The 13195-nt window shown below is 64.0% G+C and carries 12 protein-coding genes; 3 read left to right on the plus strand and 9 right to left on the minus strand.

The window, feature by feature from the left end; all coding sequences use genetic code 11:
• Window positions 1-27: 27 nt before the first annotated feature.
• Window positions 28-552 (minus strand): hypothetical protein, encoded by a 525-nt coding sequence (locus tag BLQ85_RS13840; RefSeq protein ID WP_139200988.1) that lies wholly within the window; start codon window positions 550-552, stop codon window positions 28-30.
• Window positions 553-728: 176 nt separating this feature from the next.
• Between BLQ85_RS13840 and BLQ85_RS13845 the strand changes: the two genes are divergently transcribed.
• Window positions 729-3011 carry a Nal1-like putative serine protease gene (locus BLQ85_RS13845; RefSeq protein ID WP_074577842.1) on the plus strand — a complete coding sequence of 761 codons (2283 nt, stop codon included), beginning with the start codon at window positions 729-731 and terminating at the stop codon, window positions 3009-3011.
• Window positions 3012-3014: 3 nt separating this feature from the next.
• Here BLQ85_RS13845 and BLQ85_RS13850 read toward each other — a convergent pair whose 3' ends face one another.
• The 6 genes from BLQ85_RS13850 to BLQ85_RS13875 all read right to left on the minus strand — a co-directional run bounded on the left by BLQ85_RS13850 (window position 3015) and on the right by BLQ85_RS13875 (window position 10246).
• Window positions 3015-4148: a C45 family autoproteolytic acyltransferase/hydolase gene (locus BLQ85_RS13850; protein ID WP_074577843.1), complete on the minus strand. Its 1134-nt coding sequence runs from the start codon at window positions 4146-4148 to the stop codon at window positions 3015-3017.
• 125 nt (window positions 4149-4273) lie between these two features.
• Window positions 4274-5839 (minus strand): ABC transporter substrate-binding protein, encoded by a 1566-nt coding sequence (locus BLQ85_RS13855; protein WP_139200989.1) that lies wholly within the window; start codon window positions 5837-5839, stop codon window positions 4274-4276.
• A gap of 17 nt (window positions 5840-5856) precedes the next feature.
• Window positions 5857-7524, minus strand: a complete 1668-nt coding sequence (locus tag BLQ85_RS13860; RefSeq protein WP_074577844.1) for an ABC transporter ATP-binding protein — start codon at window positions 7522-7524, stop codon at window positions 5857-5859.
• Window positions 7521-8342, minus strand: coding sequence for an ABC transporter permease (locus BLQ85_RS13865; RefSeq protein ID WP_074577845.1), 822 nt, complete (start codon window positions 8340-8342; stop codon window positions 7521-7523). The genes BLQ85_RS13860 and BLQ85_RS13865 overlap by 4 nt, the downstream gene beginning before the upstream one ends.
• On the minus strand, window positions 8339-9283 hold the full coding sequence (locus BLQ85_RS13870) for an ABC transporter permease (RefSeq protein ID WP_074577846.1): 945 nt from the start codon (window positions 9281-9283) through the stop codon (window positions 8339-8341). Before BLQ85_RS13870 ends, BLQ85_RS13865 begins: the two co-directional genes overlap by 4 nt.
• 51 nt (window positions 9284-9334) lie before the next feature.
• Window positions 9335-10246, minus strand: coding sequence for an alpha/beta hydrolase (locus BLQ85_RS13875; protein WP_074577847.1), 912 nt, complete (start codon window positions 10244-10246; stop codon window positions 9335-9337).
• 190 nt (window positions 10247-10436) lie between these two features.
• Between BLQ85_RS13875 and BLQ85_RS13880 the strand changes: the two genes are divergently transcribed.
• Complete coding sequence (locus BLQ85_RS13880; protein WP_074577848.1) at window positions 10437-11339, plus strand: LysR family transcriptional regulator; 903 nt, start codon at window positions 10437-10439, stop codon at window positions 11337-11339.
• An 84-nt stretch (window positions 11340-11423) separates the two neighbouring features.
• A complete protein-coding gene (locus tag BLQ85_RS13885) occupies window positions 11424-11834 on the plus strand; it encodes a DoxX family protein (RefSeq protein ID WP_074577849.1) in 411 nt (136 codons plus the stop codon).
• A 2-nt stretch (window positions 11835-11836) separates the two neighbouring features.
• Here BLQ85_RS13885 and BLQ85_RS13890 read toward each other — a convergent pair whose 3' ends face one another.
• Both BLQ85_RS13890 and BLQ85_RS13895 read right to left on the minus strand, forming a co-directional pair.
• On the minus strand, window positions 11837-12733 hold the full coding sequence (locus BLQ85_RS13890; RefSeq protein WP_074577850.1) for a sigma-70 family RNA polymerase sigma factor: 897 nt from the start codon (window positions 12731-12733) through the stop codon (window positions 11837-11839).
• Window positions 12734-12741: 8 nt separating this feature from the next.
• Window positions 12742-13191, minus strand: coding sequence for a carboxymuconolactone decarboxylase family protein (locus tag BLQ85_RS13895; RefSeq protein WP_074577851.1), 450 nt, complete (start codon window positions 13189-13191; stop codon window positions 12742-12744).
• Window positions 13192-13195: the final 4 nt, after the last annotated feature.

Here is a 13195-nt window from a genome sequence, read left to right on the forward strand (position 1 = left end):
GACGGCCGGTATGGGCTTGAGCCCGGGCTACCGTTTGAGAAACATCTCGTCAAACCTTTTTTTATGCAGGGCCCGTTGCTCCCGCTGCCAGCGCAGGCGGAATTTCTCGGCCTGAATCTCGAACTCGACAGCCCGCAGGCGGTGGGACCTGGCGAGGCTGTCCAGCTTGATGTAGCAGGCTTGCCAGTAAACGGCTCTCTGGGTCCTGCACTTGCGCTGCCATTTCATCAGCCGCCAGCCGATGACGGCAATAACGACATACAGCGCCAGAGGCAGATAGATTGACATTGCATGGCTTGCATTGACGGCTTCCATGTCATTCATCCTGTTGTGGTTTCCCCCGGCGCCATCACTGCCGGCGGCGGGAATTGACTTTCGCTTGGCTTGTGTCTCGAAGCGGGTCGCGGCGATACACATAGGGTCCGCATGGTTTGGGACGCCGCAAGAGGCCCATGCGCCACGGGTTTTGCCCTCGATTTCGCGCGCATGGCCTTGGCTTGCTGTAACTTGAATGATCTCGCAATGTCGCCAGAAAGACATTGTTTTAGCCATGCTTTTTTTGCATCGCTTGTTTTATTGCTTGCATTGCCCCGCAGAGGGGGGCCCGGACATAGCCGCGTCACAAAGCCCGGCGAAGCTGGTTTTCTCCTCCTATTGGAGGATTGATCAGGCCAATCCGGCTGCGCACAATGCCTGCTGGCCTGAGCCTCACCACACGGAGGAATTCCATGGATATCCTGAGCAGCCAGAACAGCTACACCAGCCTTTCCGTGCGCGACTTGCTGGACGCGCGCAACCAGTTCCACGTGCACATGCTCAACAAGCGCAATGTGGTGGGCACAGCGGTGGGCTTGTACCTGATACGGCGCAGCGACCCCTGGCCCGACGCAAAAAACCCGGTCAAAAAATCCGCGGGCAAAAAAAAGGTGGAACGCACCTTCGCCAACTCCGAGGTGCGGCCCTATTCCTGGCCCTGCATGCTGGTGATGGTCGATGAATGGGTGGAGGAAAAAGCTTTTTCCAGCAGCAAACTGCACCCGCAGGACATGGTGCCCAAGATGCTTTATCTGCCCGACGGCCGTGTCGTGCCGGTTTGTGTCGTCAAGGTCGAGCCGCAGGCCCCGGCCCGCAAGCCGCTGCCCTCCTGGATCTGGCCCGAGGCGGCCATAGGCGGCGGCTTTCCGCTGCTGATCCGCAACCAGGGCCTGCTGCGCAGCGCCAGCGCCGGCTGCCTGGTCAGCGACGGCCACACGATTTACGCGCTGACCAACCGCCATGTCTGCGGCGAGCCCGGTGAGCCTGTCCATGCGCGGCTGCGCGGCGAGGAGGTCGAGGTCGGCCATGCTTCCGAGCGCCAGCTCACGCGCTTGCCTTTTACCGAGGTCTATCCCTCTTTCGCGGGCAAGCAGACCTATTTGAACCTGGACGTCGGCCTGGTCGAGGTCGACGACGCCCGGGACTGGACCAGCAGCGTCTACGGCATAGGCGAGGTGGGCGCGCTGGCCGACCTTAACGAGCAAAACCTGGGGCTGCAACTGATAGACCATCCGGTGTCCGCCTTCGGCGCAGCATCGGGCCACCTGGAGGGGCGCATCAAGGCGCTGTTTTACCGCTACAAATCCGTGGGTGGCTATGACTACGTGGCCGATTTGCTGATCGCGCCGCAGGACCCGGCCCACCAGACCCAGCCCGGCGACTCCGGCACGGTCTGGCACCTCAAGGTCGAAGAGGGCAAAGAAAGCAAGGACGCCAAGGAGAAAAACGGTAAGCCCAGCTACCGCCCGCTCGCGGTGGAATGGGGCGCTCAGACTTTCAGTGTTGACGGCGGTGCCTACAACTTCGCGCTGGCGACCAACCTCAGCAATGTTTGCAAGCTGCTGGACGTGGAGCTGGTGTCGGCCCACAACACGGCAGCCCAGCCCTATTGGGGCGCGACCGGCCACTACAGCATAGGCAATGTCGCGGTCGGCCAGGTCAAGGACAAAAAACTCGCCAAGCTGCTGGCTGCCAATGCGCTGCGCATCAGTTTTGACCGCGCCGACATCGCGCCCGGCAAGATCAACGAGGCGCTCAAGGACACGACGGGTTTTATCGCCCTGGCCGACGTGCCAGACGTCATCTGGAAAAAGCAGCCCGGCAAGGTCAAGGGCGGGCGCGACACCGGCTTCAACAGCGGGCCCGAACACCCCACGCACTACGCCGACATCGATGTGCCCGGCCCCGGCGACGGGCCCAGCCTGCGTGAGCTGTGCATGGAGGACACGGACAGGGTGGCGGTGGAATATTGGCAGGGCTTTTACGACAGCGTGGGTTCCACCGCCTCCAAGTCGCGCGGCTGCCTGCCGTTTCGCGTCTGGCAGTTCTACGACGCCATGGTCGCTTATGTCGAGAAGAAGGACTATGCGAGTTATGTGGCCGCGGCGGGGCTGCTGGCGCACTATGTGGGCGACGCCTGCCAGCCGCTGCACGGCTCCTTCCTGGCCGACGGCTACCAGGACCAGGTCACGGAGGGCGTCACCAGCACCGGCAAGCCGAAGAAAGACTGGCCGGCCAAGGGCGTGCATTCCATCTACGAAACCAAGATGATCGACGCCAAGGCCGAAGAGCTGTTCGAGGCCATCGACAAGCTGCTGGCCAAGCCGGCCGCCGCGCTGGCCAGGATTGACGAAGGCCGCAAGGCCGCGGTCGCCACCGTCAAGCTCATGGACGACGTGGCCCGGCTGATCCCGCCCGCGGAAATCTGCGACGCCTACATCGAGCTCGGCGAGGGCGCCTCACGCGCGGTGATAGACGGCCTGTGGGAGCAGTTCGGCAACAACACCGCCAAGGTCATGGCCCTGGGCATACGCAACCTGGCCCACATCTGGGAAAGCGCCTGGATCGCCGGCGGCGGCGGCAGCGCCAAAAGCGCGGACATGGTGGAGTTCTCCGAAGCCGAAATCCGCAAGCGCTATGTCAACCCCAAGTTTGTTCCCTCGCTGGACCTGGACCAGCTGGCCGCGGTGCTTTAGCTGTCAAGCAGCCGAAAGGCGCGGCTCCTGCGTCAGGCTGTAGCAGGTGAACACGCGGTTCAGCGCCGGCAGCGGCGCGACTTCCATCTCGCCGGCGGCGGGCTCCATGATGACCATGGCCACCGAGGCCGAGAGGTTGTCATGGCTGCCCAGGCGCGGCGGGCGGCAGACGGAATAAGGCAGGCCGAAGTCGTCAAAAAAAGCGTTTTTCAAATCCTGGCGGCTGAGTTTGTCCTTGGCATTGAGCAGCTTGCGCACGCGCCAGTCGCGGTAGTGGCTGTCCGGCGACTGGGAAATGCCCATATCCACGAGTTTGCTGAGCGCCACCGGGCTCATCCAGTGGTTGGCGTGCACGATCAGGTTGTCGGCGCCGGGGTAAATCGGGAAGGACTCATTGGTCGTGCATTCGAAGTCGATGCCGAAACCCTGTGCCATGCCCAGCATGATGTTGTTGGAGCAGGACTTGGGCGTGGCCGCGACGGCCTTCATCGCCAGCGAAAAAATCTCCTGCTCCAGCACCTTGCGGCGTATCAGCGAGAGCGGCACGCCCAGCTGCTTGAAGTCGCGGTCCGATTCCAGGTAGTTGGCGGTAATCGATACACCTGCGCTGTTGAAGCCGCTGCGGGCCAGCCCGCCGGCCTCGACAAAAGTCAGGAAGTCGGGGCCGTTGTCGTTGCGCACGCGCAGCACGACGGCGGTTTCGACGCATTCAGCGCGCCAGTCCCAGTTCTGGCCGTGCAGGAGGTTGCCGCTGGCCGAACGCTCGGGCAGTATCAGCGCGCCGGTGCAGCCGTCGCCGGGCTCTTTGTCGGCCTGCTGGACTTTTTCGGCGCGCGCCTTGGCCAGCACCTCGGTGCGGGCATTGATCATCACGATGTCCTGGAAGTCCACGCCCGCGCCCTCGGCAATGCCGCGCATTTCGTCGATGTAGTGCGGCGCGAAGTCGCCGATCTCCTTGGCGAAGAAGTCGATCAGGCGCGCGCGCGCCTGATCGCTGTAGCCCAGGTTGACCAGGGTCTGGCCGTAGAGGCGCGCGCTGCCGCGCACCCGGCTGGCGGCCTGGCGGCCGTACTGCAGGCCGCGCTCGCGTGGGCTGCCGGAAACCGAGATAAAGGGAAATTGTTCGATGTTTGCCATGCTGTGCTGCCGTAAAAATTGCTGGAGAAAGTAGCGTGAAGAGGCGCAAGGGGCCGCCGCAAGGCGTGCCTGTCCCTGCCTTGCGCGCGCTGCGCATCAAGGCGAGTGAAAGAGGATGCTGAAAATTACTTGCCGGCCAGCTTGGTGTTCCAGAGCAGCGGTTTGCCTTCCCACACCGTGAAGCCGGAGACGCGCTTGCGCACGGCCCAGGAGTCGGTCACGTTGTAGAGGATGACCAGCGGCGTCTTGGCGAGCATCATGGTGTGCAGCTGGTCGAACAAGGCCTGGCGCTTTTTCGGGTCGGCTTCGGCAAAGCTCTGGTCGATCAGCTTTTGCGCGGCCGGGTCGTCCCAGACCTTGCGCGGCTGCTTGGCCTTGTTGCCAGAGAACTGCTCATAGCTCAGGGCCGGGTCCAGGCGCGAGGAGTAGGTGAAGGAGCTCAGCTGGTAGTTGCCGCTGTTGTAACGATCCAGCTGCGTTGCCCATTCGAGCACCTCGATCTGCGCATTGATGCCCACGGCCTGCATCATGGCCTGGCTCATCACCGCCACCGAGAAACTGGGCACGTGGGCGCGTTTGTTGGCCTGGATCACGATGGGCTGGCCTTTGTAGCCGGCTTCCTTCAGCAGTTGTTTGGCCTTGGCCGGGTCGTAGCGGTAGCCTTTTTTCTGGGCCGCGCTGTAGAAGGCCGAGGTCTGCTGGATGGCGGAGTTGTTGACTTTGGCCAGGCCTTCGGACGAAGCCGCGACCAGCTGGTTCATATCCAGCGACAGCGCGATGGCCTGGCGGATTCTTTCGTCCTTGAGCAGCGGGTCGTTGGTCTGCATCAGCAGCGTGTTCTTGCCGGCATCGACGGCGCCAACCACCGTGAGGTTTTTGTTCGCCTTGAGTTCCTGCACGTCGGAAGAGGTGATCTGGCCCGCGTCTATGGCGCCGGACTGCAGGCCGGCCTTGGAGGTCGACATGTCGGGAACGGTCAGGAACTTGACCTGCTCGACCAGCGGCTTTTTGAGGCCCAGGTAGCCGTCAGGTTTGCTGCCGGGGGGCGACTGGTAGTCGGCAAAGGCACTCAGGGTCACGTACTCGCCGCGCTTCCATTCCTCGAACTTGAAGGGGCCGGTGCCTATGGGCTTGTCCCAGCTGCCGTCTTCCTTGACGGATTTTTTGTTCAGCACGGCCGTCATGCCGCAGTCGGTGCGCGCCAGGTTGTCGAGGAAAACCGCCGAGGGGCGGTCCAGCTGCATGACCACGGTCTGCGCGTCGGGCGCGGTGACCGAGGTCACCTTGACACCGGAGCGGCCGTCGAACTCGCTGAGGCAGCGCCAGTCGGTTTTGGGGTCCATGTAGCGCTTCCAGCTCCACAGCACGTCGGCCGAGCTCATGGGCTCGCCGTTGTGGAACTTCACGTTGGTGCGCAGCTTGAAGATATAGGTCAGGCCGTCGGGACTGGTGACGATGGAGCGCGCCAGCAGCGGGCCTATGGTGCCGTTCTCGTGGTGGGCGACCAGGCCCTCGACGATGTTGAGCACCACGCCGTCGGTGGTGTTGTCGCGGTTCACGCCGGGGTTGGTCGAGCGTATGTCGGCCGGCTGCGCGACCACGATTTGCGCGGGCGCCTGGGCCTGGGCCTGGGTCGCGGCGCAGGCCGCCAGCACGGCGGCACCCAGAAAATTCAATCGCAGGGAAAGCATAAAAAGCTCCTTAAAAATCAGGCTGGAAAGGGGGGCATGGCGGTGGGCACGTCGGCGTCGTCAAAACGCCACCTGAGCTGCATGCCGCCCTGGCCGGTGGGCGTCAGCGCGGGAATCGCGGAAAGCAGCTTGCGGGTGTAGGCATGCTGCGGATGGTCGAAGACCTCGTCGCGGCTGCCTTGTTCAATGATGCGGCCGGCCTGCATCACGACCACGCGGTCGGCCACCTGTTCGACCACACCCAGGTCATGGCTGATAAACAGGCAGGCAAAGCCGTGGCGCTCCTGCAGCTCGGCCAGCAGCGCCAGCACCTGGGCACGCACCGTGACGTCCAGGGCCGACACCGGCTCATCGGCAATCACAAAAGCCGGCTCGCGTATCAGCGCGCGGGCAATCGCCACACGCTGGCGCTGGCCGCCCGAGAGCTCATGCGCATAGCGCGCCGCATGCTGCGGCTGCAAGCCGACTTCATCGAGCATCTTTGCGACGCGTGCCTGCTTCTCGGCTGTAGACAGGCCGGGCACCAGGCGCAGGCCTTCGCCGATCAGCTGGCCTATGTTCATGCGCGGGTTGAGGGACGAATACGGGTCCTGGAACACCATCTGGCAATTGAGCCGGTAGTCCAGCCAGCCCGCGTCGCTGCGCGCAATCGAGCGGCCGCGAAAACGGATGTCGCCTTCGGTGGGTTTGATCAGGCCGGCAATCGCGCGGCCCAGCGTGGTCTTGCCCGAGCCCGAGCCGCCCACTACCGCGACGATCTCGCGCGGGCGCACGACCAGGTCTATGCCGTGCAGCACGCGCTTGGCGGTGGACTTGGAAAACAGCTTGCGCTTGCCTGGGTAATCGATGACCAGGTTGCGCACTTCGATCACGGGCTGTTCGTCGGCAATTGTGCGGGCGGCCTGCCGGCGCGGGATGGCTTCGAGCAGCTTGCGCGTGTAGTCCTGCTGCGGGCCGGCCAGCATGGCCGCGGTGTCGCCGGCTTCGACGACTTCGCCCTGCTGCATGACGATCATGCGCTGGGTGTAGCGCGCGACCATGGGCAGGTCGTGGCTGATCAGCAGCACGGCGGTATTGTGTTCGCGCGTGAGCCCGACCATGAGTTCCAGCACGTCGCGTTGCACCAGCGCGTCCAGGGCCGTGGTCGGCTCGTCGGCGATCAGCAGCGCGGGCTCCAGCAGCATGACCGAGGCCAGCATCATGCGCTGGCGCATGCCGCCCGAAAACTCATGCGGCCAGGCGCTGAGTGCGGCCCGCGGGTCGCTGATGCCGACGCGCGCGAGCATGGCCAGGGCTTTTTCGCGGCGCGCGGCCGGCGACAACTCGGGCCGGTGCAGGGCCAGGCCTTCGTCGAGCTGCCGGCCTATGGTCATCGAAGGGTTCAGCGAAGTCATGGGCTCCTGGAACACCATGCCTATGCGCGCGCCGCGCAGCTTGCGCAAACGCGCGTCGCCCACCGTCGCCATGTCTTCGCCTTCAAACAGGATGCGGCCTGCGCTGCGCACCAGCGGCGGCGGCGTCAGGCCCATGATGGCGCGCGCCGCCTGGGTCTTGCCGCTGCCCGATTCGCCGACGATGCCGACGATTTCGCCAGGCGCGACGGTGAATGACACATTGCGCACGATTTCGCGGCCGCCCTTGCCCACGGACAAGCTCAGGCCGGAGACATCCACCAGCTGCGTCATTCGATGCCCCTCATGCGCGGGTCCAGCAGGTCGCGCACCGCGTCACCCAGGAAGTTGATGCCCAGCAGCGTGAGCGCGATGCACAGGCCCGGGAAGATGGAAAGGTAAGCCGCCTGCGCCATGAAGGGTCGGGCCGCGGCCAGCATATTGCCCCAGGTCGGCGCCGGCGGCGGCACGCCCAGGCCCAGGAAGGACAGCGCGCTTTCCGCGAGGATGACCCAGCCGAACATCGAGGTGGCCAGCACCGTGAGCGGTGCCACGCAGTTGGGCAGCACGTGGCGGAACATGGTGTAGAGCTCCGAATTGCCGAGTACGCGCGAGGATTCGATGAACTCCTTTTCGCGCAGCGACATCACCGTGCCGCGCACGATGCGCGTAACGGAGGGTGTGTAGGCCAGGCCCAGCGCCAGGATGATGCCGTACTTGTTGGCGCCGAAGACCGCCAGCAGCGCCAGTGCCAGCAGCAGGCCGGGGAAGGCCAACAGGGCGTTGATGAAGGCCATGATGATGCGGTCGGTCCAGCCGCGCACAAAGCCGGTCAAAACGCCTATGGCCGTTCCCGTGGTGATGGAAAACAGCACCGTGAGGAAGCTGATCCACATGCTGTTGGAGGCGCCCGCCATCAGGCGCGAGAGCTCGTCGCGGCCGAATTCGTCGGTACCCAGCCAGTAAGTGGCGCTAGGCGGCTTCAGGCGCGCCATGAAGTTGATCTTGAGCGGCTCGTGCGGCGTCCAGAAAAAGGCCAGGACGGCCGCTGCGAGGATGATGCCCACGATGGCCAGGCCTATCAGGGCTTGCGGGCTTAAAAACTTTTTCATTCCGCGAGCACCCTGGGGTCGAAAATCGGATAGCAGAGGTCAATCACCAGGTTGGTGACCACATAGATCACGGCGACCAGCAACAGGCAGCCCTGGATCACCGGGTAGTCGCGCGCGAAGATGGCATCGACCAGCAGGCGGCCCAGGCCGGGAATCGTGAACACGGTTTCGACCACGGCCACGCCACCCAGCAGGTTGCCGAGCACCAGGCCAATCAAGGTCCAGGTCGGGCCGAAGGAGTTGCGAAAGGCGTGGTGCACCAGCACGGCGCGCTCGGACAGGCCCTTGGCGCGCGCATGGGTGATGTAGTCCAGCCGCAGCACCTCCAGCGTGCTGGCCCTGGCCATGCGTATCAGTACGCCGATTTCATGCAGGAACAGGGTCAGTATCGGCATCAAGAGGTAAAGCAGGCCGGACTTCCAGTCGTTCATGACCGAGACATAACCGACCACCGGCAGCCATTCGAGCTTGAGGCCGAAAAACAGCAGCAACAACAGGCCCAGCCAGAAGGTGGGAATGGACACCAGCAAGGTGGCCGCACCGACCAGCATCAGGTCGGGCAGGCGGTTTTGTTTCCAGGCGGCGATCATGCCGGCGGGCACCGCGACCAGGGTGGCGAAAAACACCGCCACCAGCACGATTTGCGCGCTGACCACAAAGCGGCTCATCACGAGTTGCAGCACCGGCTCGCCGGTGGTGATGGACACGCCCAGGTCGCCGCCCAGCACATGGCGGCCCCAGATGCCGAACTGCACCGGCCAGCTTTTATCGAGGCCGAGCTGGGCGCGCAGGTCGGCCAGGCGCACCGGGTCGGCCAGGTCGCCCAGCAGCAGCTGGGCCGGGTCGCCGGGAATCAGCCGTATCAGCACAAACACCGCGACCGCCACGATCAGCAGGGTCGGTATCGCCATCACCAGGCGGGCCAGCGCGAAACGTAGCATGGTCAGGCTTTCAGCTCGGGGAGGTGGATGGCGCGCGGGGCATCCATGGCATTACTGGGCTTTACCCGTTGCGTTATCCGGCGCTTGCTTGCGCATGCTGCCCAGCACGGTGGCAAAGAAGTCCTGCACCGTGTCCACGCAGGCCAGGCCGTCGTGGGGAACGTTGTCGACCAGGTCCAGGGTGACCTGGACGCCGGCCTTGGCAAAGGACTTTCGCAGGGTTTCCAGCCGCTCGGGCCGGGTGTGCCCCGCGTCGTTGGCGCCGGGCATGAAGAACTTGCCGCCTTCGCGGTGGGTGATCTCCCAGGTCTCCATGTCGGCCTTGCCGACCACCATGTGCACCGGCAATGCCTTGAGCGCGGCCAGGTTCAGGGCTTTGCCGAAGCGTTTTTCAAAGTCGCGCACGCCCACCCACCAGTCCTGGTCAGGGTCAATCAGCGTGACCGAGCCCGGCGCGCCTATGGACAGGGCCCAGAGGCGTTCGGGATGCAGCAGGCCGAAGCGGTTGACGAACTGGCCGCCCCCGGAATAACCGAAGAGCGCGAATTTGGAGAAATCGCAGCCGAACTTGATGGCCACCTCGTCAACCATGCTCAGCAGGATCTGGTCGTAGCGGATGTCGGCCTCGCGCAGGTGCTTGAAGCCGTCGCGGTTGCCGTCGCCCTGCGGGCCGGCCGGGAACAGCGGGCACAGCACGATGCAGTCGTTCCACTTGGCGAATGCGGCAAAGGCGTCGCGGTACTCGGTGAAAGCGCGGCCCGTGCCGTGCACCACGACCACCAGCTGCATGGGCTGTCTGGCCTGGTGCAAATGTGGCGGCGCGTAGGTGCAATAGGAAAAGCGTGGGTCGGTGCGCGACGCAAAAATCGTGCTGTGGCCCAGGTCGTAAATCGCCGTCGCCCGTTTTTCGCCGAAAGACAGGGTTGAAGCCGTTGCGGCATTCGCTGGGAGCACTTCAGGCATACACATCATCACCCACAAATAAGACTCGAAAGCGGCCGGTTCCGGGCCGCGCTGCAAGCATGGGTGGGTAAGACATCTGTACGTCACACAAGCCTGTTAAGGCGGATTGTTCTCCATCCAGTTTAAAAAATATATCTATATTATGTTTTGAGATGATAAAGTTATTCTTTTGTATTGAGGCCTGTTCTTCTTGAGCACCATACGTTTCCTGAGGACCTTTCTGGTCGTTGCGCACGGCGGCTCTTTCGCCGCGGCGGCCGACCGGGTCGCGCTGACGCAGGCGGCGGTCGGGGTGCAGATGCGCGCGCTGGAGACCGAGCTCAAGACCGTGCTGTTCGAGCGTTCCGGGCGTGGCGTGGTGCTTTCGGACGCCGGCCGCGCGCTGGTCGCGCATGCCGAAAAAATCATCGGCTACTACGACCAGATGCGCGAGGGCCTGGAAGGCGAGGGCGAGATCGCCGGCACCGTGACGGTGGGCTCCATCGTCACGGCCATGGGGTTGCTCTCCAACACCGTGGTGCGCATGAAGCCGCTCTACCCGCGCCTCAATGTGCGCCTGGTCATGCAGGAATCCAGCGGTCTGGCGCGCAGCGTGCAAAGCGGCGAGCTTGACGCCGCCATCTTTGTCGACGACTCGCCGCTGGAGCGCAAGGGCATGCGCTGGACGCCGCTGTACACCGAGCCGCTGACGGTGGTCGCGAGTTCTCAGGTGGCGCCGCCGGGCAGCGACTTCAAGAAGCTGCTGCGCGAACAGCCCTTTTTGCGCTTTGACAGGCGCACGCCCAGCGGCATACGCATAGAGCAGACCTTGCGCAAGCTGGGCCTGGCCCCGCAGGACTTCCTGGAGCTCAGTTCGCTGTCGGCCATCATCGAGCTGGTGCGCCAGAACGTGGGCGTCACCATCGTGCCGCATGTCAAGAACGCCGACTGGGCCAATGACGCGCTGCTGCGCGTGCTGCCGCTGCCGGGCCGGCCCCCGACGCGGCTGATCGGCATGCTGGAGCAGGGCAAGCGCGAGCACATCACCTCGGTGATACGCCAGCACCTGGTGCAGCTGCTGGCCGAAAAAAGCGTGGCGCCGGCTGCACGCTGAGGCGGCCGAAGGCAACTTGTTGCCCGCGTCCACTGAACTTTTTCACCGCGCCCCCGTCACACATCCTTTTAACGGAGGATTCCCATGGCGTTTGCCAACAACAACCCACAACTCACGTCGCGCGCGCTGTCGGTGCTTCGCATTGTTTCGGCTTATTTGCTTATTCAACATGGCACGGCCAAGCTGCTGGGCTTTCCCCACGTGGCCTATTTCGACGGGCTACAGGTACTGTCGCTGATCGGCTTTGCCGGCATCCTGGAACTCTTTGGCGGCGCTTTGCTGCTGGTCGGCCTGTTCACGCGGCCCGTGTCCTTTGTGTTGTCGGGCCTCCTGGCGTTTGCTTATTTCATCGGCCACGCGTCCAAAGGTTTTGTGCTGTCACCCATGCTCAACGGCGGCGAGTCGGCCGTGCTGTTCTGCTTTGTCTTCCTGTTCATGGCTGCCGCGGGCGGCGGCGCCTGGGGCATTGACGCGCTGCGCGCTTCGCGCCAGTAAGTCTAGGCCAGCGCTTCAGGCCCGAAAGCCAGGCCGTCGAGCTTGTCGGGGTTGCGCATGATGTAGATGTTGGTGGCCTTGCCTTCTTCGTTGTAGGCGAAGGTGATGGCCGCGGCGATTTCACCGTTGTTCGCGCGCAGCTGGATGGCATGGCCGCCGTTGATCTCGCAGGGCAGCCATTCGTAGGCGGCCCAGTAGCGCGCCAGCTGGGTGCTGATGAGGGTGAGCACGCTGCCCTTGCCCTGAAAAACGCCTTCGATGGAGCTGACCTTGCCGCCGCTGTCGGCGCAGACGGCGATGTCGTCCGAGAGCAGGCTGGCGAGCGCCTCGGTGCTGCCCGCGGTGATGGCTTCGCGAAAAGCGTTGAGCAGGCCGTCCTGCACCTGGGGCGGCGTCACGTGCCGCACCTTGCCCTGGGCGATGTTGACGCTGGCGCGCGAGACCAGCTTGCGGCAGGCGGCCTCTTCCATGTCCAGCATCTCGGCGATCTGCGGGTAGGGGGTGTCAAAAATCTCGTAGAGCAGGTAGGCGGCGCGCTCCTTGGGCGTGAGCCGCTCCAGCAGCAGCAAAAAAGCCATGCTCAGGGAGGAAGCCAGCAGCGCATGCGTTTCCGGCGTTTCGTCGGTGCTGGTTTGGATCGGTTCGGGTAGCCAGGTGCCGACATAGTCGACCCGGCTGCGCTGGGCGTCGCGCAGCATGTCTATGCAATGCCGCGTGCAGAGGGTGGTGAGCCAGGCGGCCGGTGTCTCTATGCTGGCATGGTCGGCCGCCAGCCACTTGATGAAGACGTCCTGCACGGCGTCTTCGGCATCGGCCCGCGAACCGAGGATGCGGTAGGCCAGGCCGAACAAATGCCTGCGCCTTTCTTCAAACACGGCGGTCGGGTCGATGTTTGCCATGATGGACCTTAGTGAGCCGAAACCTGGATGCGGTTCCAGAGGTTGATCATGCCAATGGTAGCGGTCAGCGCGCCGATTTCCTTGTCGCTGAAGGAGGCGCGCAGGCGGCCGCGCAGGCTGGCGTAGTCGGTCTTGTGGTCGAGCTCGGTCAGCGCTTCGGTCCAGGCCAGCGCGGCTTTTTCGGCTTCGCTGAAGTCGTTCACATGGGCCCAGACGATGAGGCGGTCCAGCCTGTCCTGGGTTTCACCGTCTTCACGGGCTTCGCGCAGGTGCATCTTCACGCAGAAAGCGCAGCCGTTGATCTGCGAGGCGCGCAGGTGGATCAGGTGGTGCAGCTTTTTGTCCAGGCCCAGGCTGCCTATGGTTTCACTGGCCTTGAGCAGGGCGGGGAAAACCTCGGGAATGGCGAGGTCGATACGGACGGGGGCGGTGTTGGCGGAGGTAGCGGTAGCAGTCATGGTG

Origin of the sequence: Polaromonas sp. JS666 (genome assembly GCF_900103405.1) — a bacterium.
GTDB lineage: Bacteria > Pseudomonadota > Gammaproteobacteria > Burkholderiales > Burkholderiaceae_C > Polaromonas.

Excerpts from the sequence above, each read along its gene's own strand:
- BLQ85_RS13840 (WP_139200988.1), bottom strand. The coding sequence starts at position 552 with ATGGCTAAAACAATGTCTTTCTGGCGACATTGCGAGATCATTCAAGTT.
- BLQ85_RS13845 (WP_074577842.1), top strand. The coding sequence starts at position 729 with ATGGATATCCTGAGCAGCCAGAACAGCTACACCAGCCTTTCCGTGCGC.
- BLQ85_RS13850 (WP_074577843.1), bottom strand. The coding sequence starts at position 4,148 with ATGGCAAACATCGAACAATTTCCCTTTATCTCGGTTTCCGGCAGCCCA.
- BLQ85_RS13855 (WP_139200989.1), bottom strand. The coding sequence starts at position 5,839 with ATGCTTTCCCTGCGATTGAATTTTCTGGGTGCCGCCGTGCTGGCGGCC.
- BLQ85_RS13860 (WP_074577844.1), bottom strand. The coding sequence starts at position 7,524 with ATGACGCAGCTGGTGGATGTCTCCGGCCTGAGCTTGTCCGTGGGCAAG.
- BLQ85_RS13865 (WP_074577845.1), bottom strand. The coding sequence starts at position 8,342 with ATGAAAAAGTTTTTAAGCCCGCAAGCCCTGATAGGCCTGGCCATCGTG.
- BLQ85_RS13870 (WP_074577846.1), bottom strand. The coding sequence starts at position 9,283 with ATGCTACGTTTCGCGCTGGCCCGCCTGGTGATGGCGATACCGACCCTG.
- BLQ85_RS13875 (WP_074577847.1), bottom strand. The coding sequence starts at position 10,246 with ATGCCTGAAGTGCTCCCAGCGAATGCCGCAACGGCTTCAACCCTGTCT.
- BLQ85_RS13885 (WP_074577849.1), top strand. The coding sequence starts at position 11,424 with ATGGCGTTTGCCAACAACAACCCACAACTCACGTCGCGCGCGCTGTCG.
- BLQ85_RS13890 (WP_074577850.1), bottom strand. The coding sequence starts at position 12,733 with ATGGCAAACATCGACCCGACCGCCGTGTTTGAAGAAAGGCGCAGGCAT.
- BLQ85_RS13895 (WP_074577851.1), bottom strand. The coding sequence starts at position 13,191 with ATGACTGCTACCGCTACCTCCGCCAACACCGCCCCCGTCCGTATCGAC.